Source organism: Streptomyces sp. NPDC059696 (genome assembly GCF_042733745.1).
In the GTDB taxonomy this organism is placed as follows: domain Bacteria; phylum Actinomycetota; class Actinomycetes; order Streptomycetales; family Streptomycetaceae; genus Streptomyces.
Genome location: NZ_JBHWFG010000030.1, coordinates 33887 through 60504 on the forward strand (window position 1 = coordinate 33887; position 26618 = coordinate 60504).

General features: G+C 71.5%; 26 protein-coding genes. 10 read left to right on the forward strand and 16 right to left on the reverse strand.

Going from position 1 to position 26618, the window contains the following annotated elements:
• Positions 1-164: 164 nt before the first annotated feature.
• Positions 165-1202, reverse strand: coding sequence for a glycosyltransferase family 2 protein (locus tag ACFV20_RS28020; RefSeq protein WP_385661190.1), 1038 nt, complete (start codon positions 1200-1202; stop codon positions 165-167).
• Between the two features lie 127 nt (positions 1203-1329).
• On the opposite strand from ACFV20_RS28020, the gene ACFV20_RS28025 reads away from it, so the two are divergent.
• Positions 1330-2814: an LCP family protein gene (locus ACFV20_RS28025; protein WP_385661193.1), complete on the forward strand. Its 1485-nt coding sequence runs from the start codon at positions 1330-1332 to the stop codon at positions 2812-2814.
• A 222-nt stretch (positions 2815-3036) separates the two neighbouring features.
• Here ACFV20_RS28025 and ACFV20_RS28030 read toward each other — a convergent pair whose 3' ends face one another.
• On the reverse strand, positions 3037-3594 hold the full coding sequence (locus ACFV20_RS28030; RefSeq protein ID WP_385661196.1) for an acyl-CoA thioesterase: 558 nt from the start codon (positions 3592-3594) through the stop codon (positions 3037-3039).
• Between the two features lie 119 nt (positions 3595-3713).
• Here ACFV20_RS28030 and ACFV20_RS28035 point away from each other — a divergent pair, with 119 nt between their 5' ends.
• Positions 3714-4997, forward strand: coding sequence for an LCP family protein (locus tag ACFV20_RS28035; RefSeq protein WP_385661199.1), 1284 nt, complete (start codon positions 3714-3716; stop codon positions 4995-4997).
• A 60-nt stretch (positions 4998-5057) separates the two neighbouring features.
• Here ACFV20_RS28035 and ACFV20_RS28040 read toward each other — a convergent pair whose 3' ends face one another.
• Positions 5058-5426 (reverse strand): four-helix bundle copper-binding protein, encoded by a 369-nt coding sequence (locus ACFV20_RS28040; RefSeq protein WP_385661201.1) that lies wholly within the window; start codon positions 5424-5426, stop codon positions 5058-5060.
• 243 nt (positions 5427-5669) lie between these two features.
• On the opposite strand from ACFV20_RS28040, the gene ACFV20_RS28045 reads away from it, so the two are divergent.
• Positions 5670-6893 (forward strand): phosphatidylserine/phosphatidylglycerophosphate/cardiolipin synthase family protein, encoded by a 1224-nt coding sequence (locus ACFV20_RS28045; RefSeq protein ID WP_385661204.1) that lies wholly within the window; start codon positions 5670-5672, stop codon positions 6891-6893.
• A 42-nt stretch (positions 6894-6935) separates the two neighbouring features.
• Here the strand turns inward: ACFV20_RS28045 and ACFV20_RS28050 are convergent, their stop codons facing one another.
• A complete protein-coding gene (locus ACFV20_RS28050) occupies positions 6936-8093 on the reverse strand; it encodes an acyl-CoA dehydrogenase (RefSeq protein ID WP_385661207.1) in 1158 nt (385 codons plus the stop codon).
• A gap of 189 nt (positions 8094-8282) precedes the next feature.
• Here ACFV20_RS28050 and ACFV20_RS28055 point away from each other — a divergent pair, with 189 nt between their 5' ends.
• Complete coding sequence (locus tag ACFV20_RS28055) at positions 8283-9626, forward strand: UDP-glucose dehydrogenase family protein (protein ID WP_385661210.1); 1344 nt, start codon at positions 8283-8285, stop codon at positions 9624-9626.
• 442 nt (positions 9627-10068) lie between these two features.
• On the opposite strand, the gene ACFV20_RS28060 is transcribed toward ACFV20_RS28055, so the two are convergent.
• The gene (locus ACFV20_RS28060; RefSeq protein ID WP_385661213.1) at positions 10069-10575 is read right to left on the reverse strand and encodes a CGNR zinc finger domain-containing protein; all 507 of its coding nucleotides are present in this window, start codon (positions 10573-10575) and stop codon (positions 10069-10071) included.
• 116 nt (positions 10576-10691) lie between these two features.
• On the opposite strand from ACFV20_RS28060, the gene ACFV20_RS28065 reads away from it, so the two are divergent.
• Positions 10692-11063 carry a VOC family protein gene (locus tag ACFV20_RS28065; protein ID WP_385661216.1) on the forward strand — a complete coding sequence of 124 codons (372 nt, stop codon included), beginning with the start codon at positions 10692-10694 and terminating at the stop codon, positions 11061-11063.
• 25 nt (positions 11064-11088) lie between these two features.
• Positions 11089-11487: a VOC family protein gene (locus tag ACFV20_RS28070; protein WP_385661349.1), complete on the forward strand. Its 399-nt coding sequence runs from the start codon at positions 11089-11091 to the stop codon at positions 11485-11487.
• A 27-nt stretch (positions 11488-11514) separates the two neighbouring features.
• Here the strand turns inward: ACFV20_RS28070 and ACFV20_RS28075 are convergent, their stop codons facing one another.
• The gene (locus ACFV20_RS28075) at positions 11515-12651 is read right to left on the reverse strand and encodes a dipeptidase (RefSeq protein ID WP_385661218.1); all 1137 of its coding nucleotides are present in this window, start codon (positions 12649-12651) and stop codon (positions 11515-11517) included.
• A 112-nt stretch (positions 12652-12763) separates the two neighbouring features.
• The gene (locus ACFV20_RS28080) at positions 12764-13123 is read right to left on the reverse strand and encodes a MerR family transcriptional regulator (protein WP_385661221.1); all 360 of its coding nucleotides are present in this window, start codon (positions 13121-13123) and stop codon (positions 12764-12766) included.
• A gap of 54 nt (positions 13124-13177) precedes the next feature.
• On the opposite strand from ACFV20_RS28080, the gene ACFV20_RS28085 reads away from it, so the two are divergent.
• Positions 13178-14320, forward strand: coding sequence for an alkene reductase (locus ACFV20_RS28085; protein ID WP_385661224.1), 1143 nt, complete (start codon positions 13178-13180; stop codon positions 14318-14320).
• Here the strand turns inward: ACFV20_RS28085 and ACFV20_RS28090 are convergent.
• The 3 genes from ACFV20_RS28090 to ACFV20_RS28100 are packed head-to-tail and all read right to left on the reverse strand — an operon-like array spanning position 14260 to position 17116.
• A complete protein-coding gene (locus ACFV20_RS28090) occupies positions 14260-15447 on the reverse strand; it encodes a dipeptidase (protein ID WP_385661226.1) in 1188 nt (395 codons plus the stop codon). The two genes, ACFV20_RS28085 and ACFV20_RS28090, sit on opposite strands and share 61 nt — an antisense overlap.
• Before the next feature lie 5 nt (positions 15448-15452).
• The gene (purE, locus tag ACFV20_RS28095) at positions 15453-15980 is read right to left on the reverse strand and encodes a 5-(carboxyamino)imidazole ribonucleotide mutase (RefSeq protein WP_107092465.1); all 528 of its coding nucleotides are present in this window, start codon (positions 15978-15980) and stop codon (positions 15453-15455) included.
• Positions 15977-17116 carry a 5-(carboxyamino)imidazole ribonucleotide synthase gene (locus ACFV20_RS28100; protein WP_385661230.1) on the reverse strand — a complete coding sequence of 380 codons (1140 nt, stop codon included), beginning with the start codon at positions 17114-17116 and terminating at the stop codon, positions 15977-15979. The genes purE and ACFV20_RS28100 overlap by 4 nt, the downstream gene beginning before the upstream one ends.
• A 163-nt stretch (positions 17117-17279) precedes the next feature.
• On the opposite strand from ACFV20_RS28100, the gene ACFV20_RS28105 reads away from it, so the two are divergent.
• Positions 17280-17780: a GtrA family protein gene (locus tag ACFV20_RS28105; RefSeq protein WP_385661233.1), complete on the forward strand. Its 501-nt coding sequence runs from the start codon at positions 17280-17282 to the stop codon at positions 17778-17780.
• A 26-nt stretch (positions 17781-17806) separates the two neighbouring features.
• Here the strand turns inward: ACFV20_RS28105 and ACFV20_RS28110 are convergent, their stop codons facing one another.
• Together ACFV20_RS28110 and ACFV20_RS28115 are read right to left on the reverse strand one after the other, a co-directional pair.
• Positions 17807-19081 (reverse strand): ATP-binding protein, encoded by a 1275-nt coding sequence (locus ACFV20_RS28110; protein ID WP_385661236.1) that lies wholly within the window; start codon positions 19079-19081, stop codon positions 17807-17809.
• 28 nt (positions 19082-19109) lie between these two features.
• The gene (locus tag ACFV20_RS28115) at positions 19110-19787 is read right to left on the reverse strand and encodes a response regulator transcription factor (RefSeq protein ID WP_053675697.1); all 678 of its coding nucleotides are present in this window, start codon (positions 19785-19787) and stop codon (positions 19110-19112) included.
• A gap of 514 nt (positions 19788-20301) precedes the next feature.
• On the opposite strand from ACFV20_RS28115, the gene ACFV20_RS28120 reads away from it, so the two are divergent.
• Entirely contained in the window at positions 20302-21840 is a 1539-nt protein-coding gene (locus ACFV20_RS28120) for a peptide MFS transporter (RefSeq protein WP_385661240.1), read from the forward strand.
• A gap of 163 nt (positions 21841-22003) precedes the next feature.
• Here ACFV20_RS28120 and ACFV20_RS28125 read toward each other — a convergent pair whose 3' ends face one another.
• From ACFV20_RS28125 to ACFV20_RS28140, 4 genes are all read right to left on the reverse strand, one after another.
• Positions 22004-23077: a hypothetical protein gene (locus ACFV20_RS28125; protein ID WP_385661243.1), complete on the reverse strand. Its 1074-nt coding sequence runs from the start codon at positions 23075-23077 to the stop codon at positions 22004-22006.
• 56 nt (positions 23078-23133) lie between these two features.
• Positions 23134-23853 (reverse strand): LPXTG cell wall anchor domain-containing protein, encoded by a 720-nt coding sequence (locus ACFV20_RS28130; protein WP_385661245.1) that lies wholly within the window; start codon positions 23851-23853, stop codon positions 23134-23136.
• A gap of 348 nt (positions 23854-24201) precedes the next feature.
• Positions 24202-24756, reverse strand: a complete 555-nt coding sequence (locus tag ACFV20_RS28135; protein WP_385661247.1) for an ATP-binding protein — start codon at positions 24754-24756, stop codon at positions 24202-24204.
• 243 nt (positions 24757-24999) lie between these two features.
• Positions 25000-25377, reverse strand: a complete 378-nt coding sequence (locus ACFV20_RS28140; RefSeq protein WP_385661249.1) for an STAS domain-containing protein — start codon at positions 25375-25377, stop codon at positions 25000-25002.
• A 250-nt stretch (positions 25378-25627) separates the two neighbouring features.
• On the opposite strand from ACFV20_RS28140, the gene ACFV20_RS28145 reads away from it, so the two are divergent.
• Positions 25628-26542 (forward strand): RNA polymerase sigma factor SigF, encoded by a 915-nt coding sequence (locus tag ACFV20_RS28145; RefSeq protein ID WP_385661252.1) that lies wholly within the window; start codon positions 25628-25630, stop codon positions 26540-26542.
• The last annotated feature ends 76 nt before the right edge of the window (positions 26543-26618 follow it).

Sequence of the window (26618 nt, forward strand, 5' to 3'; positions counted from 1 at the left end):
CAGGGCGGCCGGGGCGTCGGACCGGACCCGCTGACCCCGGACCCGCTGACCCCGGATTCGCTGACCCCGGACCCGCTGACCGGCGGGCCCGGCCACCGCGCCGCGGCGTGCGCACACGCCAGGGGCCCCTCCCCGTCCGGGAAGGGGCCCCTGGCCGCGTCGGGTCAGCTCGCGGTGGCGTCCGCGCGTACCGCGGGGCGCCGGGAGGCGATGACCTTCCTCGCCAGCGCCCGAGGACTGGTCAGGAAGCCCCAGCCCCACGACATGTGCATCGTGGCCAGCGCCACGGGGATCTGCAGCCGCGCCTTCAGCGGCAGGCCCTTGCCCGCCGGCAGCGAGCCGAGCAGGATCGCCGCGAGGTAACCGCCGGGCACCACGAAGCCCCACGGCGTCAACAGCGCGCCCACCAGGACGCCGGCGCCGATCGCGCAGACGGCGGCCGGCGGGGCGAGGTAGCGCAGGTTGATCGAGCCCTCGTGGAAACGGGCGACCACGTGCCGCCAGCGGCCGTAGTCCTTGTACTGCTTGGCCAGCGCCTTCACACTCGGCCGCGGCCGGTACGACACCTTCAGCTCGGGCGAGAACCAGATGAGGCCGCCCGCCTCACGGATGCGGAAGTTCAGCTCCCAGTCCTGGGCGCGGATGAACTCCACGTTGTAGCCGCCCTGCTGCTCCAGCGCCTCACGACGGAACACCCCGAGGTAGACGGTCTCGGCCGGCCCGGCCTGGCCGCCGGTGTGGAAGGCGGCGTTGCCGACCCCGATCTTCGAGGTCATCGCGGCGGCGACCGCGTGCTCCCAGTCGTTCTCGCCCTCGGCGTGCATGATGCCGCCGACGTTCTGCGCGCCGGTCTCCTCCAGGAGCCGTACCGCGGTCGCGATGTAGTTCGGCGAGAGCATGCCGTGCCCGTCGACACGGACGACGATCGGGTGCCGCGAGGCGTTGATCGCCGCGTTCAGCGCCGCGGGCGTACGGCCGGTGGGGTTGGGGACGGTGTGGATGCGCGCGTCTTCTGCCACGAGCTCGGCGGCGATCTCGTCCGTGCGGTCCGTGGACGGACCGAGGGCGATCACGACCTCCATCTCGCCGGCGTACTCCTGCGCGAGGATCGCTTGGACTGCTCCCCGCAGATGCCGCTCCTCGTTGAGGACGGGCATGATCACGGAAACGGCGGGGTGCCGCACGTCGGGATTGGCGTTCATAGGGGGCTCACGTTACCGCGAACGGGGGACACCGGTGCGCGCCGCCGGGGCGGTGGCGCAGGTCGCAGATCGTATCGGCCTACGGTTTCACGGATCCCACGTACGGCCGTCGTCCGGAGGTGTCCCCATGCCCACGCCGCCGCGGTCCCCCCGGTCCACCGCCGGTCCCCAGCGCCGCCCGCAGCCCCCCGCCCCCCGCCGCGCCCCGCGCAGGCCCGTGCGGCCCGCGCGCAGGCCGCGCTGGGCGATGCGGGCGGTGACCACGCTGTCCGTGGTGGTCCTCGCCTCCGCGGGCATCGGGCACGCGGTGATGACCAGCCTGGACGCGGACATCGCCCGGGTCGACCCCTTCAAGGACATGAAGAACCGTCCGCGGGCGGGCCACGGCATGAACGTCCTGCTCGTCGGCACCGACGGCCGGGAGAAGATCAGCGCGGAGGACCGCCGCACGTACCGGCTGGGCGGCGCGCCCTGCCACTGCACCGACACGATGATGATCGTGCACATCTCCGCGGACCGGGAGCGGGCCAGTGTGGTGAGCCTGCCGCGCGACTCGTACGCGGTGACGCCCGAGCACGTCGACCGCACGTCGGGCAAGCGGCACCACGGACACCCCCTCAAGCTGAACGCCGCGTACGCCGAGGGCGGGCCGCAGCTGACCGTGCGCACCGTCGAGAACATGACGAAGGTGAAGATCGACCACTATCTGGAGGTCGACTTCACCAGCTTCATGAAGACGGTGGACGTGGTCGGGGGCGTGCAGATCTGCACGGCGGATCCCCTGAAGGACAGTTACACCGGACTGAACCTCCCGGCCGGCCGGCACACGCTGGCGGGCGGGCAGGCGCTGCAGTACGTGCGCGCCCGCCATGTCGACGGCGCCTCCGACCTGAGCCGCATGAAGCGGCAGCAGCGCTTCCTGGCGGCGCTGGTGGAGCGGCTCACCTCCTCCGGGATCCTGCTCAACCCCATGAAGTTCCGGGACGTGACCCGGGCCGTGCTGGGCTCGGTGCGGGCCGACGAGGGGTTCGGCACCGACGAGATGCTGGACCTGGGCCGCGCCATGCGGAACTTCTCCCCCTCCTCCTCCGAGTTCACGACCGTCCCCATCGGGCGGATGGGGTACGCCGTGAAGGGCGTCGGCTCCACGCTGAAGTGGGACCCCGTGAAGGCGGAGCGCCTCTTCCACGCCCTGCGCAAGGACCAGCCGCTGTCCGTGCACCGGTCGCGCGGCGCCGCCCGGATCGTCTCGGTCGCCCCGCAGCAGATCCGTGTCCAGGTGGAGAACGGCACCCGCACGCCCGGCCTCGGCCGCAGAATGGACGCGGCCCTCGCGTCGACGGGCTTCCGCACGACGCACACGCCCGTGAACTCCGCCACCCGTGACGTGAAGCGCACGGTCGTCGCCTACGACCCCCGCTGGGACCGCTCGGCCAAGTCCCTGGCGACGGCCCTGCCGGGCAGCGAACTGCGCGCGGTCAAGGGCCTGGGCGCGACCCTGAAGGTGATCGCGGGCCCGGACTTCGAACGCGTCCACAAGGTACGGGCCGAGGACCCGGGCCAGGGCGAGTTCGGCGTGGTCCGCGGCGACGAGGTCTCCTGCGGCAGCTGACAGTCCGGACGCGGCCGCGGGCCGGTTCGAGGGGCCACATGCCGCACGGCTGGAAGCCCACAGCGGCGTGCGGCGACCTGTGCCGTGCGGCCGGCTGCGTCGCAGCGACCTGTGCCACACGACCGGCAGCCCCGACGGCGCGCAGCGACCTGTGCCGTGCGGCCGGCAGCCCGGGCCGTCCAGGTCGGGCCGATGAGGCGTGCGGTCTGCTGAATGGGCCGGTCAGTCCTCGATGCCCTCCGCCGCTCGCTTCTCGCGCAGGTCCATGATCGCGCGGCGGCGGGCCAGGCGGTGGGTGCGGCGGATCTGGGCCTCCTGGTAGCGGCGCTTGTCACGCTCCGTCTCCGGCAGGACCGGCGGGACCCGGCGGGGCTTGCCGTCGGCGTCGACCGCGGCGAAGACGAGGTAGGCGGAGCCGACCTGGGTGGGCGGGGCGGACTCGTTCCAGCGCTCGGCCAGCACCCGGACACCGACCTCCATGGACGTCCGGCCGGTCCAGTTGACCTGTGCCTTCACATGCACCAGGTCACCGACGCGCACCGGCTCCAGGAACGCCATCTCGTCCATGGACGCGGTGACCGCCGGCCCGCCGGAATGCCGCCCGGCCACGGCCCCCGCCGCGTCGTCGACCAGCTTCATGATCACCCCACCGTGCACGGTCCCCAGAAGGTTCGTGTCGTTGTGGGTCATGATGTGGCTGAGGGTGGTGCGGGACGCCGAAGTCGGCTTGCCCGGGATATCCGGACTGCCGGAATCCGCAGCTGGGGCCTGGTCTGTCATGGCCTCTACCTTAAGCGGAGGCCGCGCGTGGGGGTTTTGTGTCAGCTTCGCCACAGCAGTGCTCTGATTTTCCGACGACTCTTGTATGGCGCACTACGGGGACCTGCACACTGGGGCGCATGAATGACTGGCCCGAGGGATTCTCCGCCGACAACCGCGGCAACCGCTACGGACGCGGCAGCTCGAGCGCTCAGCCCGAGAGCGCCCGCGTCATGCGGCAGGTCCGCCGCGGCCCGGCGGCATCGCCCGGGCAGGCGCCGTACGGCGGCGGGGTGCCGCCGCAGCCGTCGTACGTCGACGGCGGCGGCTACGGCCCCGGCGACGGATACGACAGCGGCTACACCACCGGCCAGGTCTACGGCTCCCCCGGCGGCCGGGGCCCCGGCGGTCCGGGCGACGGCATGTACGAGCCGCGTCCCGCGCCGGACTGGCGCCGCCGTATCAAGGTGACGGCCATCACGCTGGTGACGCTGCTGGTCGTGACGAGCGTCGGCACCTACTTCTGGGCCGACTCCAAGCTCAACCGCGAGGTCGACCTGTCGAAGGTCATCGACCGGCCGGAGGCGGGCGAGGGCACCAACTACCTGATCGTCGGTTCCGACAGCCGCAAGGGCATGTCGGCCGAGGAGAAGAAGAAGCTGCACACCGGGTCCGCCGAGGGCAAGCGCACGGACTCGATGATGATCCTGCACACCGGTGACGGCGCCCCGACGCTGGTGTCGCTGCCGCGCGACTCCAACGTCACCATCCCGTCGTTCAAGGGCTCGGACTCCGGCAAGCTCTACCCGGCCACCGGCCGCCAGACGAAGCTGAACGCGGCCTACGCCGAGGACGGCCCGGAGCTGCTGGTCCGCACCGTGGAGGCCAACACCGGCCTGCACATCGACCACTACGTGGAGATCGGCTTCGCCGGCTTCGCGAACATCGTGGACGCGGTCGGCGGCGTCGAGATGGACATCCCGCAGGACATCAAGGACACCAAGTCGGGCGCGGACTTCAAGAAGGGCACGCAGACGCTCAACGGCGAGCAGGCCCTCGCCTTCGTCCGCACCCGCTACGCGCTCGCCGGCTCCGACCTGGACCGTACGAAGAACCAGCAGAAGTTCCTGTCGGCCCTGGCCAACCAGGTCGCCACCCCGGGCACCGTCCTGAACCCCTTCAAGCTGTACCCGACCATGAGCGCCGGCCTCGACACCCTCGTGGTCGACGAGGACATGAGCCTGTTCGACCTGGCGTCCATGTTCTGGGCGATGAAGGGCGTCAGCGGCGGCGAGGGCAAGTCGATGAACATGCCGATCGCGGGCAACAGCGCCAACGGCAACCTCCAGTGGGACACCGCGAAGGTGAAGACGCTGGTGAGCCAGCTGAAGAACGACGAGAAGGTCACCGTCTCCGGCAACTGAGCGGGCAGGCGAGGCGAAGGGGGCACCCGGGCGGGTGCCCCCTTCGCCGTGAGACGGCTCTCACATCGAGGCGCCCGACATCGAGCGGCAGGACTCGGCGCAGCGGCGACAGGCCTCGGCGCAGCGCATCATCTGCGCGTCCTCCGGCATGGACATACACGCCTCGGCGCACAGGTCACAGGCTCGGGCGCACATCGCGCACATCTCGGCCATCAGGGGCGAACGACGCATCATCATGTCGGCGCACATGCGCGTCATCTCGGCACAGTCGATGACCGCGCGCATGATCTGCATCTGGGCCGGGCCGCCCATCTGCAGGCAGGAGCTCATGGTCTCCTCGCACACGCTGTGGCAGGTCATGCAGGTCTGGACGCAGTCCTGCATCTCCTTGCTGAGCGGGGTGGTGGTGGCGGGCTGCTGCTGGGTCATGACGTCCTCCCAGGGGGTGGCGGGAGCCGCGGATCGACGCCCGCTCCTCTCGTCCTACGCCTCCGGCCCCATGAGCACCACAGGGCGGAGCCTCCCCGGTATGACCGGTTCCGTCTGTGAGGCACGACTCAGCGGGCTCTGCGTGAAAGTCCCGGCAGCGGAAAAAAGGGTTTCCAGGCGTGCCGGGGTCCGGCACGGCGAGGGCGGGGCGGGCGAGCAAGCGTGCAGGGGGGAGACCCACACATGACACAGCAGACGTACGACGAGCGGCGGGCGCGGGAACCGGAGCGCGAGGCGGAGGCGAGAGGGCCGGAGGAACAGAAGCTGCGGCTGCGCAGACGGCTGGAGCGGCTGATCGGCATCGCCGCGACCGAGGGCAACGAGCTGGTGCCGCTGCGCAACGGCGACGAGATCTTCCCCGCGATGCTGGCCGCCATCCGGGCCGCCGAGCACACCGTCGACATGATGACGTTCGTGTACTGGCGCGGTGACGTCGCCCACGAGTTCGCCGCCGCCCTGGCGGAGCGGGCCCGCGCGGGTGTCCGGGTGCGGCTGCTGCTGGACGGGTTCGGCGCCAAGGAGATAGAGCAGGACCTGCTGGACGCCATGGACGAGGCAGGTGTCCAGGTGGCCTGGTTCCGCAGGCCCCTGCGCCTGTCGCCGATGCGGCAGAACCACCGCTGCCACCGCAAGGTGCTGGTCACCGACGAGCACACCGCGTTCACGGGCGGCGTGGGCATCGCGGAGGAGTGGTGCGGCGACGCCCGGAACCCGGGCGAGTGGCGCGACACCCACGTCCAGGTCCGCGGGCCCGCCGTGGACGGCATCGCCGCGGCGTTCGCCCAGAACTGGGCCGAGTGTCACGACGACCTCTACGACGAGCACGACCGCTTCACCGCCCAGGAGCAGCCGGGACAGGCCACGGTCCAGGTCGTGCGGGGCTCGGCCTCGTTCGGCTGGCAGGACATGCAGACGGTCCTGCGGGTCCTGATCACCTCGGCGCAGGAGCGCCTGCGGCTGGCCACGGCCTACTTCGCCCCGGACGCCTACTTCGTCGACCTGCTGGCGGCGGCGGCCCGGCGCGGGGTCGCGGTCGAGATCCTGCTGCCGGGCCCGCACACCGACCAGCGGGCGTGCCTGCTGGCCGGGCGGCAGCACTACCAGACCCTCGTCGACGCGGGGGTGGAGGTGCGGGAGTACCAGCCGACGATGCTCCACACCAAGATCATGACGGTGGACGGGGTCTGTTCCCTCATCGGCTCCACGAACTTCAACCGCCGCTCCATGGAGCACGACGAGGAGGTCGTCCTGGCGGTTCTCGACGAGGACTTCACGGCCCGGCTCGACGCCGACTTCGAGGCCGACACGAAGCACAGCGAGCCGATCGACCCCGCCCGCTGGAAGCGCCGCCCCGTCACCGCACGCCTCGCCGAGGCGGCGGTCACCCCGATCCGGCGGTTCCTGTGAGCACACCCGGGGGCCGGTGAGGCCCGGCCCCCGGGAGACGGATCACGGCAGGTTGCGCGCCATGACGATGCGCTGCACCTGGTTCGTGCCTTCGTAGATCTGGGTGATCTTGGCGTCGCGCATCATGCGCTCCACCGGGTAGTCGCGCGTGTAGCCGTAGCCGCCGAGGAGCTGGACGGCGTCCGTGGTGACCTCCATCGCCACGTCCGAGGCGAAGCACTTGGCGGCGGCGCCCAGGTAGGTGAGGTCGGCGTCGACGCGCTGGGAGGCGGCGGCGGCCTGGTAGGTCAGGGCGCGGGCGGCCGAGATCTTCATGGACATGTCGGCGAGCATGAACTGGATGCCCTGGAAGTCGGCGATCGGCTTGCCGAACTGCTTGCGCTCCTGGACGTAGCCCTTGGCGTAGTCGAGGGCGCCCTGGGCGATGCCGAGCGCCTGCGCGGCGATGGTGATGCGGGTGTGGTCGAGGGTCTTCATCGCCGTGGCGAAGCCGGTGCCCTCCTCGCCGATCATGCGGTCGGCGGGGATGCGGACGTTGTCGAGGTAGACCTCGCGGGTCGGGGAGCCCTTGATGCCGAGCTTCTTCTCGGGGGCGCCGAAGGAGACGCCCTCGTCGGACTTCTCGACGACGAAGGCGGAGATGCCCTTGGAGCGCTTGGCGGGGTCGGTGACGGCCATCACCGTGTAGTACTCGGACTCGCCGGCGTTGGTGATCCAGCGCTTCACGCCGTTGAGGACCCAGTGGTCGCCGTCGCGGACGGCCTTGGTCTTCATGCCGGCGGCGTCGGAGCCCGCGTCCGGCTCGGACAGGCAGTAGGAGAACATGCCCTCACCCTTGGCGAGCGGGGTCATGTACTTCTTCTTCAGGTCCTCGGAGCCGGAGAGGATCACCGGGAGCGAGCCCAGCTTGTTCACCGCGGGGATCAGGGAGGAGGAGGCGCACACGCGGGCGACCTCCTCGATCACTATGACGGTGGCGAGCGCGTCCGCGCCGGAGCCGCCGTACTCCTCGGGTACGTGGACGGCGTGCAGGTCGTTCGCGACGAGTGCCTGGAGGGCCTCGCGGGGGAAGCGGGCCTCCTCGTCCACCGCGGCGGCGTGCGGCGCGATCTTCGCCTCGGCCAGTGAGCGGACGGCGTCACGGAGCATGTCGTGCTCCTCGGACGGGCGGTACAGGTCGAAGTCAGCCGATCCGGCCAAGGTCTCTCACGCTCCAAAACGCTGCGATGCTGACGCTAACTACCGTTAAGTAATCAAAAGTTTATGGGGTCGCCCACGCGAGTGATACGTGAGCTAGGCGACAGCGGAGAAGTTGCCCGTGAAGGCGCGCCGTCATGCCCCGGCTATGCTCGGGCGCGCACCGCTTGCCGTAGACCCCTGGAGCACCCCATGGCCCTGAAGATCACCGTGATCGGCACCGGTTATCTCGGCGCGACACACGCGGCGGCCATGGCCGAGCTGGGCTTCGAGGTGCTCGCGCTCGACGTCGTGCGCGAGAAGATCGAGAAGCTGGAGCGCGCCGAGGCCCCGATGTACGAGCCGGGTCTCGAGGAGTTGCTGCGCAAGCACGTCGCCGGCATCGAGGGCTCCAGCGGCAGGCTGCGCTTCACCCAGGACTGGGCCGAGGTCGGCGCGTTCGGCGATGTGCACTTCGTCTGTGTGAACACCCCGCAGCGGCACGGCGAGTACGCCTGCGACATGAGCTACGTCGACTCCGCGATCGCCTCGCTCGCCCCGCATCTGCACGGCCCCGCGCTGGTCGTCGGCAAGTCGACCGTGCCGGTCGGCTCCGCGGACCGTCTCGCCGCCTACCTGGCCGCGCACGCGCCCGCCGGTCAGGACGCGGAGCTGGCGTGGAACCCGGAGTTCCTGCGGGAGGGCTTCGCCGTCGACGACACGCTGCATCCCGACCGTCTCGTGGTGGGTGTGCGCAGCGAGCGGGCGGAGAAGCTGTTGCGGGAGGTGTACGCGACGCCGATCGCCGAGGGGTCGCCGTTCGTGGTGACGGACTTCCCGACGGCGGAGCTGGTGAAGACCTCCGCGAACTCCTTCCTCGCCACGAAGATCTCGTTCATCAACGCGATGGCGGAGGTGTGCGAGGCCGCGGGCGGGGACGTCGCCAAGCTGGCGGAGGCCATCGGCTACGACGACCGGATCGGACGGAAGTTCCTGCGGGCCGGGATCGGCTTCGGCGGCGGGTGCCTGCCGAAGGACATCCGGGCGTTCATGGCGCGCGCCGGTGAGCTGGGCGCCGACCAGGCGCTGACGTTCCTGCGGGAGATCGACTCGATCAACATGCGCCAGCGCGGGCAGATGGTGGAGCTGACCCGGCAGGCGCTGGGCGGCGGGCCGTTCCTGGGCAAGCGGGTGGCGGTGCTGGGCGCGACGTTCAAGCCCGACTCGGACGACGTCCGGGACTCCCCCGCGCTGAACGTGGCCGGGCAGATCCACCTTCAGGGCGGCCAGGTGACGGTCTACGACCCGAAGGGCATGGACAACGCCCGCGGGGTGTTCCCGACGCTCGGCTACGCCGACTCGGCGCTGGACGCCGTGCGCGGGGCCGACATCGTGCTGCATCTGACGGAGTGGCGGGAGTTCCGCGAGCTGGACGCGGAGGCGCTCGGCGAGGTCGCCGCGGCCCGGGTCATCCTGGACGGCCGCAACGCCCTGGACCCGGAGCTGTGGCGCAAGGCCGGCTGGACGTACCGGGCGATGGGGCGTCCGAAGGCCTGAGCGCGAGGCCCGTGGGACGGGCGACGCCGGTTCGGCCGAGGCTCAGTCGGCCGAACCGGCGTCTTCGTGCATTCTGCCCCACCCGGGCGGGCGGCGGGGCGGCTGGTCGGCTTCTGCGCGGACCGTCCCGGGCGTCGCGCCGCCACGAAGAGCGGCCGGAGACCCGCTACGCCTCTTCGCCACCTCGGCCGAGCAACGCATCTCCGCGCGGGCGCCGCAGACCCGCTACGCCGTCCTGGCCCGGTCGCGAGGTGTCGTCACGCTGAACCCGTAGACCCGCTACGCCTCCTGAGCCCGGCAGCGGCGCATCCCCGCGCGGGCGCCGCAGACCCGCTACGCCGTCCTGGCCCGGTCGCGACGTGTCGTCACGCTGAACCCGTAGACCCGCTACGCCTCCTGAGCCCGGCAGCGGCGCATCCCCGCTCGGACCCCCGCAGACCCGCTACGCCCCCTTGGCCCGGTAGCGGCGCATCTTCGCGCGGGCGCCGCAGACCTGCATGGAGCACCAGCGGCCGCGGCCGGCCGGGCTGCGGTCGTAGTAGGCCCAGTGGCAGTCGGCGGCCTCGCAGGCCTTGAGGCGGGTCCAGGTGCCCGCGACCAGGGACTCGGCGACGGCGGCGGCGACGCGCGCGTGCAGGGAGTCGTCGTGGGCGGGGGCGAGGGCGGCCGAGCCGTCCGCCGTGTCGACGGTGACGAGGAGCGGGGCCCCGGCCAGGAGTTCGCCGAGCGGGGTGACCGCGCGGTGCGGTGGGTGCCCGGCATGGGCCAGGAGGGTCGCGCGCAGCGACTCGCGCAGCGTGCGGGCCGGGTCGATGTCGTCCGCGGTGATGCCGAGGCGCTCGCGGACCTCGGGCCTGTCCAGCGCGTCGGCGCCGGACTCGATGTCCAGCGTGTTCACCAGGGCCTCGACCAGGGCCAGGTCGCCGGGCGCGGGCGATCTCTCCGTCATGGCTGGACCGTACCTCTCGTCAATCCCCTTGCGAGGTTACCGCCCATGGGGGAGCATGCAGTAACAGTTACTGGTTACCCCACTCTGTGGGTAACGCCGACTTCGAGGAGGAAGTCATGGCCCTCGCCAAGCTGGGTGTCGTCGTCCTGGACTGTCCCGACCCGCGCGCACTGGCCGGTTTCTACGCCGAGGTGCTCGGGGGCACGCCGACGGTGGAGACCGACGGGGAGGACGAGTGGGTCGACCTGAAGGTGCCGGGCGGCACACCGCTGGCCTTCCAGGCCTCGCCCGGGTACGTGGCGCCGCGGTGGCCGTCCGCCGACGGCTCGCAGCAGTTCCACCTCGACCTGGTGGTGGACGACCTGGACACGGCGGAGAAGGGCGTGCTGGCGCTCGGTGCGAAGCCGTTGGACGCCGACGACCGGGAGCGCACATTCCGGGTTTACGCCGATCCGGCCGGGCACCCGTTCTGCCTCTGTGCCTGCTGATCTCCTGCTGATCTCCGGAGGCTCCATGTCCGCCGTGGCCCGTTTCCGTTCCGTCGTCGTCGACTGCCCCGACCCGCACGCCCTGGCCCGCTTCTACGCGCAGGTCGTCGGTGGTACGCCGGAGCGGGAGGACGACGATCCCGACTGGGTGGTGCTGCGCGTCCCGGGCGGGCCCCGGCTCGCCTTCCAGCGCTCCCCCGGCCACACCCCGCCGGAGTGGCCGCGGGCCGACCGCAACGCCCAGCAGTTCCACCTGGACTTCGACGCCGGCTCGACGTGGGACGAGATCGACGCGGCCGAGGAGCGGGTGCTGGCGCTGGGCGCGCGGGTGCTGGACAAGGAGGACTACGAGAAGAAGGACTTCCGCGTCTACGCCGACCCGGCGGGGCACCCGTTCTGCCTGTGCCGGATCGAGCACGGCTGAGCCCGGAAACCCCGCGAAGCGCCCCGGCTACCCGTCCAGCTCCGAGATCGTCGCCGTCGACGGCTCCCGGCGCTGCCGGGCGGCGCGGGCCGTGAAGTCGGCGCCGCGCAGGACGCGCTGGACGTTGCCCCAGGTCAGCAAGGCCACGTCCGGCTCGTCCCAGCCGCGCCGCAGCAGCTCGGCCACGAGCCGTGGATAGCAGGAGGTGTCGCCGAGCTCCTGCGGGTGGGCGGCCCCGGAGTCGTACGTGCCGGACAGGCCGACGCAGTGGGGTCCGGCCACGGCGCGGATGTGGTCGAGGTGGTCGGCGACGTCGCGGACGGTCGGGCCGGTCTGCTCGGCCGTCAGCGGCACCAGGCACAGCCCCTTGGCCGCGCCCAGCTCCGCCAGCAGCTCGTCGGGAAGGTTGGCCGGGTGGGGGCGCAGGCTCCGGGCCGCGGAGCGGCTGCACAGCACGGGCGCCCGGGACAGGCTCAGGACCCGCCGCAGGGTCTGCGGGGAGGCGCCCGAGAGGTCCGCGATGACGCCGAGACGGTTCATCTCGCGCACGACCTCCTCGCCGAACCGGGTCAGCCCCTCCTCACTCGCCCAGGACACGCCGGTCAGCGTGAGGACGCGCAGGCCGAGCACGTGCAGCTGGCGGAGGATGCCGATCGAGTCGCCCAGGGCCGGGGCTCCGGCGGGACCGAGGAGCACGGCGACGCGGCCGCAGTTGCGGGCGTCCGCGACCTGCCCGGCCGTGACGGCGGGCCGCAGGCCCTCCTCGCAGGTCCGGGCCACCGTCTTCGCCAGGTCCAGCTGCTCCAGGGTGGCGCCGACGGCCCGGTCGCCGTCCAGGCCCTCGGGCAGGTGCAACGACCAGAAGAGCGCGCCCACATGGCCGCTGCGCAGCCGGGGCACGTCCGTGTCGACGGTGCTCTCGCCGTCCTCCAGGTCGTACCAGGACAGGCGCTTGAGCGCCCGGGGCAGCGCGTTGTACCCGTCGGCGACGGGGTGCGCGGCGAGGATGGCGTGGGCCCGGGTCATGGGCGCGTCGTCCGGGTCGGAGACGGGCTCGTAGGACTCCGCCGTGACGACGCCCTCGTCGGGGTACGGCTCGGCCAGCTCGTCGAACTCGCCGGCGGCCGCGGCGGTGGTGCGCAGGTCGTCCTGGAGGTCTGCCATGGCGGCTCCGTACGGTCGTTCGTGAGGTACGGCCACCGTCCCACGGCGCGGGACGTGGTTCCTGGTGGGCGGGGCGTTCGGAGTACGCCCCGGGTCTGGCGCGCGGCTGCCCTCAGGACAGTTGGGCCGCGTCGATCACCTCGTCCAGGGTGTCCCGGGAGCGGACCAGGTCGGCGATCATCCGGTCGATGCGGGCGCGCTCGGCGGTGAGGTCGGCGACCAACTTCGGCGTGGCGACGACGGAGGGGCCGCCGTCGGTGTCCCGCATGCAGGGCAGCAACTGGACGATCTTCTCGCTGCACAGTCCGGCCGCGAACAGCTCCTGGATCCGGACGACCCGGTCCACGGCCGCCTCCGCGTACTCCCGGTGCCCGCCGGGAGTCCGCTCGGCGGAGAGCATGCCCTGCTTCTCGTAGTAGCGCAGCGACCGCTCGCTGACGCCCGTACGCCGGGCCAGTTCACCGATCCGCACGGGCCACCTCCAGAGCTTGATTCTGACATTGGTGTCAGATTCTAGCGTACGGGCATGACGCAGCACACGACAGCTCTCTTCGAACCGGCTCGTCTCCCCGGGCTGGACCTGCCCAGCCGTCTGGTGATGGCCCCGCTGACCCGCAATCGCGCCGAGGCGGACGGCACCCCGACCCCGCTCATGGCCGAGTACTACGCCCAGCGCGCCTCGGCCGGGCTGATCATCGCCGAGGCCTCGACACCGAACGCGGTCGGGCAGACGTACCCCGACATCGCCGCCATCCACAGCCCGGACCACGTGACCGGCTGGCGGCGGGTCACGGACACCGTACGGGACGCGGGCGGGCGGATGTTCCTGCAGCTCCAGCACGGCGGCCGGGTCGGCCACCCCGCGACCAGCGGGCTCACGCCGCTGGCGCCCTCGCCCGTCCCGCTGCCCGAGACGATCCACACGCCCGAGGGGCGTCTGCCGTCCGTCGTTCCCCGGGAGATGACCGGCGAGGACATCCGCACCACCGTCGCCGACTTCGCCCAGGCTGCCCGCAACGCGATCGACGCCGGCTTCGAGGGCGTGGAGGTGCACTCCGCCAACGGCCATCTGCTGCACCAGTTCCTCGCCCGCAACACCAACCTCCGCACCGACGGCTACGGCGGTCCCGTCGCCGCCCGGATCAGGTTCACGGCCGAGGTGACCGAGGCCGTGGCCGCCGAGATCGGGGCCGGGCGGACGGGGCTGCGGGTCTCCCCCGGCGCCACCGTCAACGGCATCGCGGAGGGTGAGACGGAGGAGCTCTACCCGGCGCTCGCCGAGCGGCTGGGCGGGCTGGGGCTCGCGTATCTGCACCTGGTGCGCTCCGACCCGGACACCGAGGTGTTCCGTTCGGTGCGCGCCGCCTGGCCGGGCGTGCTCATCGGCAACCCGGTGCTGAGCGAGTTCACCACGCACGAGGTGCACCGGGCGTCCGGCGCGCTGCTGGCCGCCGGGGCCGATCTGATCGCGCTCGGCCGGCCCTTCCTCGCCAACCCCGACCTGGTGGCGCGGCTGCGGCTCGGGGCACCGCTGAACGCGATGCGCGACCGGTACTTCATGTACGTGGGCGGGGCGACCGGCTACACCGACTACCCCACCCTCGATGATCAGCCGGCGGGCGCGTCCAGCGACTCGATCGTGGCGTTGGACGGCGGCCGCGTCGCCTGAAGACCCCGGGCGACGTCCTCCGCCGCGTCCAGCACCCGGACCGCGTTCTTCCAGGTCAGCTTGGCCAGGTCGGCCTTGGACCAGCCGCGGTCGAGCAGTTCCGCGAGGAGGTTCGGGTAGCCGGAGACGTCGGCGAGGCCGTCGGGGGTGAAGGCCGTGCCGTCGTAGTCGCCGCCGATGCCGAGGTGGTCGATGCCGGCCGCCTCGCGCATGTGGTCCAGGTGGTCGGCGACCGTCGCCACCGTGGCGACCGGGCGCGGGTGCCGCTCCTCGAAGGCGCGGTGGACCTTCATGGCCTCCGCGGTGGTGTCGAGGTGGTGGAAGCCGTGGGCGCGCATGTTCTCGTCGGCCGCGGCCGTCCAGTCCACGGCCGCCTGGAGCACGAACTTCGGCACGAACGTGACCATGGCCATGCCGCCGTTGGCGGGCAGCCGCTCCAGGACGTCGTCCGGGACGTTGCGCGGGTGGTCACACACCGCCCGCGAGGACGAGTGGGAGAAGATCACCGGGGCCGAGCTCGTGTCGAGCGCGTCCCGCATGGTCGTCGCCGCCACGTGCGAGAGGTCGACGAGCATACCGAGCCGGTTCATCTCCCGGACGACCTCGCGCCCGAACGCGGTCAGACCGCCGGCCCTCGGCTCGTCGGTCGCGGAGTCCGCCCAGTCGACGTTGTCGTTGTGGGTGAGGGTCAGGTACCGCACGCCGAGGCCGTACAGGCCGCGCAGGGTGCCCAGGGAGTTGGCGATGGAGTGGCCGCCCTCCGCCCCCATGAGGGAGGCGATGCGGCCCTCCCCGCGCGCGGCCTCCATGTCGGCGGCGCTGAGCGCGGGACGCAGGTCCTCGGGGTGGCGGGTCAGCAACTGCCGTACGCAGTCGATCTGTTCGAGCGTGGCGGCGACCGGGTCGGGCGCGTCCGTGCGGACGTACACCGACCAGTACTGGGCGCCGACCCCGCCCGCGCGCAGCCGGGGGATGTCGGTGTGCAGATGGGCACTCTGGTCGGCGGCGATGTCGCGGGCGTCGAGGTCGTAGCGGACCTGTTCGCGCAGCGCCCACGGCAGGTCGTTGTGGCCGTCGACGACCGGGAACTCGCGCAGGAGTTCCCGGGCCGCCTCCTGGGAGGTCACCGCCGTCACTTCCCCGCGCCGAAGCCGAAGCCGCCCGCGCCCTCGACCTTGGAGCGCAGCCGCTTGCCCTTCTCGGTGGCCTGGTCGTTCAGCTCCTGCTGGAAGTCACGCATCCGGCCGCGCAGTTCCTCGTCGTGCGCGGCGAGGATGCGGGCCGCGAGCAGCCCGGCGTTGCGGGCACCGGCGACGGAGACCGTCGCGACCGGGACACCGGCCGGCATCTGCACGATCGACAGGAGACTGTCCATGCCGTCGAGGTACTTCAGCGGCACCGGCACGCCGATGACCGGCAGCGGGGTGACGGAGGCGAGCATGCCGGGCAGGTGGGCGGCTCCGCCCGCCCCGGCGATGATCACCTTGAGCCCGCGGGCGTCGGCCTGCTCGCCGTAGGCGACCATCTCGCGCGGCATGCGGTGCGCGGAGACGACGTCGACCTCGTAGGCGATCTCGAACTCGTCGAGGGCCTTGGCGGCGGCCTCCATGACGGGCCAGTCGGAGTCCGACCCCATGACGATGCCAACAACAGGGCTCATTCGGTGATGGTGCCTCTCAGGTAGCCGGCTGCGTGACGGGCGCGCTCCAGCACGTCGTCCAGGTCGTCGCCGTAGGTGTTGACGTGTCCGACCTTGCGGCCGGGCTTCACGTCCTTGCCGTACATGTGGATCTTGAGCTGGGGGTCGCGGGCCATGCAGTGCAGGTACGCGGAGTACATGTCCGGGAAGTCCCCGCCGAGGACGTTGACCATGACCGTCCACGGGGCGCGGGGGCGCGGGTCGCCGAGCGGCAGGTCCAGCACGGCCCGTACGTGGTTGGCGAACTGGCTGGTGACGGCACCGTCCATGGACCAGTGGCCGGAGTTGTGCGGGCGCATCGCGAGCTCGTTGACGAGGATCCGCCCGTCGCGGGTCTGGAACAGCTCGACCGCGAGGTGCCCGACGACGCCGAGCTCCTTGGCGATGTTCAGCGCCATCTCGGAGGCCTCCAGGGCGAGGGCCTCGTCGAGGTCGGGCGCCGGGGCGATGACCGTGTCGCAGACCCCGCCCACCTGGCGGGACTCCACGACCGGGTAGGCGACGGCCTGGCCGTGCGGGGAGCGGACCACGTTGGCGGCGAGCTCGCGCAGGAAGTCGACCTTCTCCTCGGCGAGCACGGGGACACCCGCCTTGAACGGGTCGGCGGCCTCCTCGACGGAGTCGACGACCCACACGCCCTTGCCGTCGTAGCCGCCGCGGACGGTCTTGAGGACGACGGGGAATCCGTCGCCCTCCGCCGCGAAGGCGGCCACGTCCTGCGGGTCGCTCACGAGGCGGTGCCGGGGGCAGGGCACGCCGATCGCGTCGAGCTTCGCGCGCATCACCCCCTTGTCCTGGGCGTGCACGAGCGCGTCGGGGCCGGGGCGGACGGGGATGCCGTCCGCTTCGAGGGCCCGGAGGTGCTCGGTGGGTACGTGTTCGTGATCGAAGGTGATCACATCGCACCCCCGGGCGAACTCGCGCAGCGTGTCGAGATCGCGATAGTCGCCGATGACGACGTCACTCACGACCTGCGCAGCGGAGTCCTGCGGGGTGTCACTGAGGAGCTTGAACCTGATGCCCAGCGGGATGCCCGCCTCGTGTGTCATACGAGCGAGCTGGCCACCGCCGACCATGCCGACTACCGGGAATGTCACGCCCCCAGGGTATCGGCCGCGCCAGGGTGGCCGGTTTCCCGTCCCCCACCGGCCCCGCCCGGACCATCTCCGGCGGCCGGCCGGTATCCGCAGGAAGATCACGCGCGAGGGTGGTTAGCATGGCTGGATCGACGCCGACGAACGGACGGGGGCCTGCACGACCATGGGACATGGTGCCTCCCGGCTCCGACGAGTCGTCCGTGAAGTCGCCAAGTTCGGCGCGGTGGGCGGTGCCGGGGTGCTGGTCAACCTCGCCGTCTTCAACCTCGTGCGGCACACCACCGACCTCCAGGTGGTCCGCGCGAGCGTCATCGCGACCGTCGTCGCGATCGTCTTCAACTACATCGGCTTCCGCTACTTCACGTACCGCGACCGCGACAAGACCCGCCGCACGCGTGAGATGACTCTCTTCCTGCTGTTCAGCGCGATCGGCCTGGTCATCGAGAACGGCGTGCTGTACGCGGCCACGTACGGCTTCGGCTGGAACACCCCACTCCAGAACAACGTCTTCAAGTTCCTGGGCATCGGCGTCGCGACCCTGTTCCGCTTCTGGTCCTACCGCTCCTGGGTCTTCCGCGCGCTGCCCGCCCACGAGCCCGCGCCGGACCCGCTCCCGCACGCCGAGCCCGCCGGCCTGCCGAAGACCAGGCAGCAGGTGCCGTAGCCGCACGCGGCGCGGACACCCCCCGCCTAGCGGACCGTCGGCTCCTCGTCCTCCGCGGGCTTCTGCAGCGGCGTGCGGGACAGGAAGAGGCCGAAGACCGGGGGCTTGGTCTGGAGCATCTCCAGACGGCCGCCGTCGGCCTCCGCGAGATCGCGGGCGACCGCCAGGCCGATGCCCGTGGAGTTGCGGCCGCTGATCGCGCGCTCGAAGATGCGGGCGCCCAGGTCGGCGGGGATGCCGGGCCCCTCGTCCGTGACCTCGATGACCGCCTGGTTGCCGGTGACACGGGTGCGCAGGGCGACCGTGCCGCCGCCGTGCATCAGGGAGTTCTCGATCAGGGCGGCCAGGACCTGGGCGACCGCGCCGGGTGTGCCCACCGCGCGCAGATGCCGCTTGCCGGAGCTGACGATCGCCCGGCCCGCGCTGCGGTACGCCGGCCGCCACTCGGCGAGCTGCTGCTGGATGACCTCGTCGAGGTCGAAGGAGACGGCGGAGCCGGTGCGCGGATCGCGGGAGTTCGTCAGCAGCCGTTCCACGACGTCCGTGAGCCGCTCGACCTGCGTCAGCGCGATCGTCGCCTCCTCCTTCACCGTGTCCGGGTCGTCGGTGAGGGTGATCTCCTCCAGCCGCATCGACAGCGCCGTGAGCGGTGTGCGCAGCTGGTGGGAGGCGTCCGCGGCCAGTCGGCGTTCGGCGGTCAGCATGCGGGCGATGCGCTCGGCGGAGCCGTCCAGCACGTCCGCCACCCGGTCCAGCTCGGGCACCCCGTACCGCTTGTGCCGGGGGCGCGGATCGCCCGAGCCGAGCCGCTCGGCCGTCTCCGCGAGGTCGGTCAGCGGCGACGCCAGCCGGTTCGCCTGGCGGACGGCCAGCAGCACCGCGGCCACCACCGCCAGCAGCGCCACCAGCGCGATGATCAGCAGGGTGCGGCCGACCTCACGGGTGACCGAGGAGCGCGGTTCCTGGACGGTGACCGTCTCGCCCTCCTCACCGGGCGCGGTCGCGCTGATGACGTCACCGTCCGGCCGGTCGCCGACCTCGATGGGCGCCTCGCCGGGGATGCGGATCACCGCGTAGTAGCGGTCCTGTGTGACCTGCTCGCGCAGCACCTCCGCGTCGACCTGCTGGGACCCGAAGAGCCGGCTGTCGACGATGCTGGCCAGCCGGACCGCCTCGGACTCCACCCGCTCCTGGGCGCTGTTGCTGATCGTCCGGGTCTCGACGATGACGAGGGAGACGCCGAAGACGGCGATCACGACGAGCACCACGGCGAGCGTGGACTGGATCAGTCGGCGACGCATGTCCTGTTACCCGAGCCCGCCTCGCGGCTCAGCTCTTCTCGAAACGGAAACCCACACCGCGCACGGTGGCGATGTAGCGGGGGTTGGCCGCGTCGTCGCCGAGCTTCTTGCGCAGCCAGGAGATGTGCATGTCGAGGGTCTTGGTCGAGGACCACCACGTGGTGTCCCAGACCTCGCGCATCAGCTGGTCGCGGGTGACGACCCGGCCCGCGTCGCGCACCAGCACCCGCAGCAGGTCGAACTCCTTGGCGGTGAGCTGGAGCTCCTCCTCGCCCATCCAGGCGCGGTGCGACTCGACGTCGATGCGCACGCCGTGCGTGGCGGGCGGCTGCTGCGGCTCCGAGACACCGCGCCGCAGCAGCGCCCGCACCCGGGCGAGCAGCTCGGCGAGCCGGAACGGCTTGGTGACGTAGTCGTCGGCGCCCGCGTCGAGCCCGACGACGGTGTCCACCTCGTCGGCGCGCGCGGTCAGGATGAGGATGGGGATGGCGTGGCCTTCGCCCCGCAGACGGCGGGCCACCTCCAGACCGTCCATGCCGGGCAGCCCGAGGTCGAGCACGACCAGGTCGACACCACCCTGCAGTCCGGCGTCGAGAGCGGTGGGCCCGTCCTCACGGACCTCGACCTCGTAGCCCTCCCGGCGCAGAGCACGGGCCAGCGGCTCCGAGATGGACGCATCGTCCTCGGCGAGCAGTACACGGGTCATGAGGTGATGGTAGACCTGCGGCGCCCTGAGCTGGGGTGTGACCGGATCCTTGATTCTTACCGTCGGCACACGCGGCTCTTACGTGCCGGAGGTATAGGTACAGACCTCTGCCTGCGAGGTGGGATCCTGGTAAGGACCTTGGAAACGGGTGTGCGGTTCCGTCGAAACCTGTGATCCGTGTCTCAAGTCCTTCCATATGGGGCGGTGTCCTGCCGTATGGTGAATCAACGCCTGTAGCACCACGGCGACCTTCGGAGGCTGTTTGCCCTGGAGGTCTCTTTTGTGTGCGGGCCGGTTCCCGCCGGCCCCGATGTGTAACGACCTGTGGCCGGGCCTCGTACGTGCGGCGACGCGCGTAGAGGCGTGGATCCCGGTGGCGACCGCCCATCGCTCCGTGACCCGGAGCGAACCCCCGAAGGCGTCGGGCGGACGGCCGTACCCGCCGGTGCCGGCAACCCCCACCGGGCGCACCACCGCTGCATGCGGGGCGCGTCCCGAGCAGCAAGGAACGACCATGGCGTCCAGCCTGACGAAGGACTCGGCCCGACCGGGCACCCCCGGTGCCGAGAAGACCTTCTTCGGCCACCCCCGCGGACTGGCCACTCTGTTCATGACCGAGATGTGGGAGCGATTCAGCTTCTACGGCATGCGGGCCCTGCTCGTCGTGTACCTGCTCTCCGGCGGTCCGGACGCCAAGAAGGGCAGCATGGGCGGCGGTCTGGGCATGGACCTCGCCACGACCACGGCGATCTACTCGGTGTACCTGTCGATGGTGTACCTGCTCGCCATGCCCGGCGGCTGGCTCGGTGACCGCGTCTGGGGTCCGCGCAAGACGGTGGCGATCGCGGCCGTCACGATCATGGCGGGCCACCTGGTGCTGGCCCTGCCCGGCGGCCAGGCCCCCTTCTTCGCCGGTCTGGCGCTGGTGGCCCTGGGCTCGGGCCTGCTGAAGGCCAACATCTCCACGATGGTCGGCCACCTCTACGACGGTCCGGACGACCCGCGCCGTGACGGCGGCTTCACGATCTTCTACATGGGCATCAACATGGGTGCCTTCTTCGCGCCGCTGATCATCGGCACCGTCGGCCAGCAGGTGAGCTGGCACCTCGGCTTCGGCCTGGCCGCGGTCGGCATGGGCATCGGTCTCGCCGCGTTCCTCATCGGCACCCGGAACCTCAGCCCGCAGAGCAACGTCGTCCCCAAGCCGCTGGCGGCCGAGGAGCGCGCGTCCTGGCTCCGCAAGGGCCTGCTGTGGCTGATCGTCGCGACCGTCTTCTACGGCGTCGTCGTGTTCACCGGCCACTTCACCCTGAACTGGGCCATGATCCCGCTGACGGTCATCGGCCTGGTCATCCCGGCCGGCGTGCTCGTCCGCATCAAGCGGGACAAGGAGCTCAGCACGGTCGAGCAGTCGAAGATGACCGGCTACATCTGGTTCTTCGTCGCGGCCGCCGCGTTCTGGATGATCTACGACCAGGGCGGCTCCACGGTCCAGGCGTTCGGTGAGACGAAGGCCTCCGGCTCGCTGCTCGGCTTCGACTTCCCGTCCTCCTGGTACCAGTCGCTGAACCCGGTGTTCATCATGGCGCTGGCCCCGGTCTTCGCCTGGGTCTGGCTGTGGCTGAACCGCAAGGGCAAGGAGCCGAGCACCGTCGCCAAGTTCGCCGCGGCGCTGTTCTTCATCGGTGTCTCGTTCTTCTTCTTCCTGCTGCCGCTGGGCATGGCCGGCGGGGACACCCTGGTCAGCCCGATGTGGCTGGTGGGCATCTACCTGATCCAGACCGTCGGCGAGCTGTGCCTCTCCCCGGTCGGCCTGTCCGTGACGACGAAGATGGCCCCGGCCAAGTACGCCAGCCAGATGATGGGTGTCTGGTTCCTCGCGGTCACGGCGGGCGACTCGGTGACGGGTCTGCTCTCCAACCCGGCCGTCGGCGGCGTGGACCTGAGCGGCACCGGTGCGGTCGCCGTGGAGGCGGTGCTGGCCGTGCTCGCCGGTCTCGCGGTGTACATGTACCGCAGGAAGGTCAAGTCGCTGATGGGCGACGTCCACTGATCGCGTCCGCCTGACGCCCGACGCCTCACGCCCGACGCCTGAGGTCTGACGCCTGAGGCCGCCTGGAGGACGCTTCCTCCGGGGCGAGGCCTCCTGCGGACAAGGGCCGCCACACCTCCGGGTGCGGCGGCCCTTTCTCATGGACCGGGCTCACGGGCCGCGCTCATGGACCGCTGGATCTCGGGGGATCGCCGTCCGGGGCGAACCAGGGGGTGGCGGAGGCCCGGCGGGGAGCGCGCAGCGGCAGGCGCCGGGCCGGGCGGGCCGCGTGGCCGGGGCGGCGGGGCCGTACGTGGTCGATCACGGCCAGCCCCGCGCGCACCAGCGCCGCCGGTACGACCAGCAGGACCAGGCCCCAGAACAGGGTCACGCCCCAGGGGCGGCCCACGCCCCAGGGGTGCTCGGCAAGCACCTTGCCGCCGTACTTCAGCGACACCGTGTAGTCGCCGTGCGCCCCGGCCCCGAGTTCCACGGGCAGCTCGATGCGCGCCTTGCCGCCGGGCCGGATCGTGCCGCGCCAGCGCTGGTCCTGCCATGCGGGGGCGTAGACGCCGTGTGCGGTGCCGATCTGGAAGACCGGGTTCTTCACCGGGGACGTTCCGACGTTGCCGACGGTGACCACGAGAGTCCGGGCGGGCGGTGAGCCGAACCAGGTGAGCAGGCCGCCGGAGCCGCGCAACCGGGGGTCGGCGAGCAGGGACAGCCGTCCGCCGACCGCTTCCGCGGGGAGCGGCTCGACCGCGTGCCCGGCGACCTGGAGGACCGCGTCGGCCTCGGCCTCGGCTCCCGTCACGGTCGCCACGTGCACCACGCAGGGGCACGGCACGGGTGGCTCCACGACGGGCAGTCGGCGGTGGAAACGTCCGTCGGCGCCGGTGGTGACGGCCCGGCCGTCGGCGTTGGCGCAGGTGCTGGTGCCGCCGCTCACCCCCCGCTTCGGCTCGGCCTGCCCGCACACGAGCAGCGTCAGCAGGGCCCGGGGCCGCCAGCCGCTGCCGCGCACGGTGACCGAACCGCCGGTTCCAGCCTGGGACTTGGACAGCTCCACAACGGGCCGATCCACGGCCCCGGCGGACCCGGAACCAGCGAGGACCAGCAGCAGCGCCAGCAGAACCGGCAGTGCGAGAGGGCGAGAGGGTTGGTGGTGAGGGCGGCGGTGAGGCCGGGGGTGGGGGCGAGGGTGAGGGCGAGGGTGGGGGTGAGGATCGGGACAGGGAACACGGGCGGCGAGCGGCATGGGCGGCTCCAGCGGTCGTGCGCTCGGCGGTGCGCCCGCCAGGAGGCGCGATGCTGTCAATGGCCTGCCCGAGTCGCCCGGTGACGCCGGGTCAGCCACAGGGTGCCCGCCGCGCCGGCGAGCAGGACCGTACCGCCGAGGGTGCCGAGGGCGAGGGCCGAGTCCTCGGGGCCGGTCCGCGGAAGGCCGCCGCCGGTGTCCGCACCGGAGCCGTCGTTGCCGCCGCTGCCGCCGCCCTGGGCCGATCCCGAGGTGCCGCCGCCGCTCGTGGCCGTGACGTCGAGGGTGAGGGACGGGGCCGGATCGTTCGTCGGGGTGCAGGTGGTCGTCGTGCCGAGTGCCGTGATGGTGAGGACACCGGCCGTGAAGGTGACCTCGCCGCTCTTCTTCGGCGTGTACGTGCCGCTCAGGTCACTGATCTTGATCGGTGTGTCGGCCGGGATCGCGGCGTCGTTGGCGGGGCCCGTCACCGAGAGGGTGCCGCTGTCGGCGCCGCCGAGGGCGATGGTGGCGCTCGGGGTCATCGCGCCCTTGCCCAGTTCGACCGGGCTGGAGGAGACGCCCTTCTGCCAGGACATGGTGATCCGGTAGCCGTTGCCGCGCTCGACGCTCTTGATGTCGATGGGAGAGACGGCACTCTTGTCGCCGATCGGCGTCTTGCACTGGTAGTTGACGTCGACGACCTCGGCCCGGGCGACGGGGGCGGCCATCCACACCGCCGAGCCGGCCAGGGCCGCGGCGGACACGAGCGCGGCGGTTCGTTTCCGGTACGACACGGTGCCGCTCCCCTTCCTGTTCCTGACGGCTTATCAGATAGGGCCGTCAAGGTACGCCCGGGGCCTTGAGGAAGGAAGAGACGGCGCACGCCGGATCTGTGCCGACCTGGCGTGCGGTGAGTGAGGCATGGGAGAGGAACGGGGAAGGCATGGGGGTGCTGCGCGGCGGAGCCCGGGGCGGACATCACCCGTTCGGACGCATCCCGGACCTGTCGAACAGAGCCGGGTGCGCGAGATCACGCGGGCGCGCCAGGACAACACCAGTGGGCCGGGACCTCGGGGGTACCCGGAGCGGGCCGGGAAGCCGAGCTCAGGCGGGTGGCCCCGACCGAACACGGTCCCCCGGAATCACGCAGGCGCGCCCAGTTCCGCCCATACCGTCTTGCCGGAGAGTCCCGGCGTGCGGATGACGCCCCAGTCCAGGCACAGCCGCTGCACGATGAACATGCCGTGACCGCCCGGGCGCCCCGCGCGGTGCGGGGTGCGGGGTGCCGGCTGACCGGTGCCCTTGTCGGCGACCTCGACGCGGATGACCTTGTTGTCACAGCTGATCCGCAGCTGGTCCGGCCCCCCGGCGTGCAGGCAGGCGTTGGTGACCAGCTCGGAGACGACCAGCAGCACGTCCTCGGCGGCGGCCCGCTGGTCGGCGGAGGCGGCGGGCAGCCACCCCCACGCGTACAGCGCCTGGCGGGTGAAGTCGCGAGCCAGCGGAACGACGCCGCTCTCGTCCTGGAAGCTCAGCCGGCGCACCTGTGGGCCCCCGGGCGGCGCCGCGGCCCCGGGCGACGCTTCCGCGCCCTCGCCGGACGCGCCGGCCGCCGCTACGCCACCCTCGGACGCCCCGGAAGCGCCGCCGGGCTCCGGCCCGCGGTCGCCCGGCGGGTAAGGCCGGGTGGTGCTCATCAGCGCTTCACCTCACCGATTCACCAGTTCACGATTCAAAGAAATCACTACACCGTCCGTCACGCAGTGCGCGGTACGTCGGTTTCGCGGCAGCTCTGCCACCGCGGCGCCCGACAGGTTCAGGATGACTCCTGCCCTGGGGGGCCGGGTGAACACCCATGCATTCCGCACGAAAGGCGTGACGGAACCGGGACACCGGCCACAAAGGGGTCGCCGAGGCACCGCGCGCCGACGCACCGCCGGTCAGTCCGACTCGTCGGCCAGGGCCGCCTCGAGCGAATCATGGACGCTGAAGACCGCATCCGCACCCGTGATCTCGAAGACGCGCGCCACCACCGGCTGCATACCGGCGAGGGCGACGCCGCCACCGGCGGCCTCCGCCTTCAGCCGCGCCCCGAGGAGCACGTTGAGGCCCGTGGAGTCGCAGAACTCCAGGCGCGTGCAGTCGATGACCAGGCGCTTGAATCCCTTGGCGAGGCAGTCCTCGAGTGGCTCCCGCAACAGATCGGCGGTGTGGTGATCCAACTCACCCGCCGGGGTCACGACGGCACTGGAGCCCTCTTCCCGCACCTCCACCAGAAGCCGGCCAGACTGTGCGCTGCCGACCGTCCCGCGGTCCATGCCGTCTCTCTCTCCCGACGTCGAAGTGGTTGCTGACGCACTCGAACACTACGCCTTCCCCACACGGTCCGACACCCGAACAAGTACACACAAACGGACATATGCCCACAGAACGCACTTGCGGTGGGCTCCGGAAAGCGGGTAGGCCTAGTAAGGACACGTACCCGACACGGCCGGCTTTGGAGGCGCCGCACACCGCAGTGCACCTAACGGCTCCGGCAGCCATATGCCGAGAACGATGGAGGACATCATGTCACCCCGGCTCGACGGATCGCGTACCCACAAAGCGACGTCGACACCCCTTGCGGAACATCTGGATCCCATCGAGCAGGCCGAGATGCTCGTCACACAGGACGGCCTTCTCGCCGGACTTCCGGACATCCCGCCGTACGAGGAAGTCGACGCGGTCGACGCCCGGGCGCTGTCCAGGACCCTCTTCGAGCGTCTGGAGACGCTGGAGGAAGGCACTCATGAGTACGCGTACGTCCGCAACACGCTCGTCGAACTGAACCTCGCGCTGGTCAAGTTCGCCGCCTCCCGGTTCCGCTCCCGCAGCGAGCCGATGGAGGACATCATCCAGGTCGGCACCATCGGCCTGATCAAGGCGATCGACCGCTTCGAGCTGTCCCGCGGTGTGGAGTTCCCCACGTTCGCGATGCCGACCATCGTCGGCGAGATCAAGCGTTTCTTCCGCGACACCTCGTGGTCCGTGCGCGTGCCGCGGCGGCTGCAGGAGCTGCGGCTCGACCTGGCCAAGGCCGGTGACGAACTGGCCCAGAAGCTCGACCGCGCCCCCACCGTGGCCGAGCTGGCCGAGCGCCTCGGCATCTCCAACGACGAGGTCGTCGAGGGCATGGCCGCCTCCAACGCCTACACGGCCTCCTCGCTGGACGCCCAGCCGGAGGAGGACGACTCCGAGGGCGCGCTCGCGGACCGCATCGGCTACGAGGACCACGGACTCGAAGGCATCGAGTACGTCGAGTCGTTGAAGCCGCTGATCGCCGAACTGCCGCCGCGCGACCGGAAGATCCTGTCCCTGCGGTTCGTCGCGGGCATGACCCAGTCGGAGATCGGCGAGGAGCTCGGCATCTCGCAGATGCACGTCTCGCGTCTGCTCTCGCGGACGCTGGTACGGCTGCGCAAGGGGCTGACCGTCGAGGAGTGATCCTCGACCCCGGTGTACGTGTCCCCCGGGGGCGGGCCGACCGGCCCGCCCCCGGGCGCGTGCCACCGGTGGCGGC

Excerpts from the sequence above, each read along its gene's own strand:
- ACFV20_RS28020 (WP_385661190.1), bottom strand. The coding sequence starts at position 1,202 with ATGAACGCCAATCCCGACGTGCGGCACCCCGCCGTTTCCGTGATCATG.
- ACFV20_RS28025 (WP_385661193.1), top strand. The coding sequence starts at position 1,330 with ATGCCCACGCCGCCGCGGTCCCCCCGGTCCACCGCCGGTCCCCAGCGC.
- ACFV20_RS28030 (WP_385661196.1), bottom strand. The coding sequence starts at position 3,594 with ATGACAGACCAGGCCCCAGCTGCGGATTCCGGCAGTCCGGATATCCCG.
- ACFV20_RS28035 (WP_385661199.1), top strand. The coding sequence starts at position 3,714 with ATGAATGACTGGCCCGAGGGATTCTCCGCCGACAACCGCGGCAACCGC.
- ACFV20_RS28040 (WP_385661201.1), bottom strand. The coding sequence starts at position 5,426 with ATGACCCAGCAGCAGCCCGCCACCACCACCCCGCTCAGCAAGGAGATG.
- ACFV20_RS28045 (WP_385661204.1), top strand. The coding sequence starts at position 5,670 with ATGACACAGCAGACGTACGACGAGCGGCGGGCGCGGGAACCGGAGCGC.
- ACFV20_RS28055 (WP_385661210.1), top strand. The coding sequence starts at position 8,283 with ATGGCCCTGAAGATCACCGTGATCGGCACCGGTTATCTCGGCGCGACA.
- ACFV20_RS28060 (WP_385661213.1), bottom strand. The coding sequence starts at position 10,575 with ATGACGGAGAGATCGCCCGCGCCCGGCGACCTGGCCCTGGTCGAGGCC.
- ACFV20_RS28065 (WP_385661216.1), top strand. The coding sequence starts at position 10,692 with ATGGCCCTCGCCAAGCTGGGTGTCGTCGTCCTGGACTGTCCCGACCCG.
- ACFV20_RS28070 (WP_385661349.1), top strand. The coding sequence starts at position 11,089 with ATGTCCGCCGTGGCCCGTTTCCGTTCCGTCGTCGTCGACTGCCCCGAC.
- ACFV20_RS28075 (WP_385661218.1), bottom strand. The coding sequence starts at position 12,651 with ATGGCAGACCTCCAGGACGACCTGCGCACCACCGCCGCGGCCGCCGGC.
- ACFV20_RS28085 (WP_385661224.1), top strand. The coding sequence starts at position 13,178 with ATGACGCAGCACACGACAGCTCTCTTCGAACCGGCTCGTCTCCCCGGG.
- purE (WP_107092465.1), bottom strand. The coding sequence starts at position 15,980 with ATGAGCCCTGTTGTTGGCATCGTCATGGGGTCGGACTCCGACTGGCCC.
- ACFV20_RS28105 (WP_385661233.1), top strand. The coding sequence starts at position 17,280 with ATGGGACATGGTGCCTCCCGGCTCCGACGAGTCGTCCGTGAAGTCGCC.
- ACFV20_RS28110 (WP_385661236.1), bottom strand. The coding sequence starts at position 19,081 with ATGCGTCGCCGACTGATCCAGTCCACGCTCGCCGTGGTGCTCGTCGTG.
- ACFV20_RS28115 (WP_053675697.1), bottom strand. The coding sequence starts at position 19,787 with ATGACCCGTGTACTGCTCGCCGAGGACGATGCGTCCATCTCGGAGCCG.
- ACFV20_RS28120 (WP_385661240.1), top strand. The coding sequence starts at position 20,302 with ATGGCGTCCAGCCTGACGAAGGACTCGGCCCGACCGGGCACCCCCGGT.
- ACFV20_RS28125 (WP_385661243.1), bottom strand. The coding sequence starts at position 23,077 with ATGCCGCTCGCCGCCCGTGTTCCCTGTCCCGATCCTCACCCCCACCCT.
- ACFV20_RS28135 (WP_385661247.1), bottom strand. The coding sequence starts at position 24,756 with ATGAGCACCACCCGGCCTTACCCGCCGGGCGACCGCGGGCCGGAGCCC.
- ACFV20_RS28140 (WP_385661249.1), bottom strand. The coding sequence starts at position 25,377 with ATGGACCGCGGGACGGTCGGCAGCGCACAGTCTGGCCGGCTTCTGGTG.
- ACFV20_RS28145 (WP_385661252.1), top strand. The coding sequence starts at position 25,628 with ATGTCACCCCGGCTCGACGGATCGCGTACCCACAAAGCGACGTCGACA.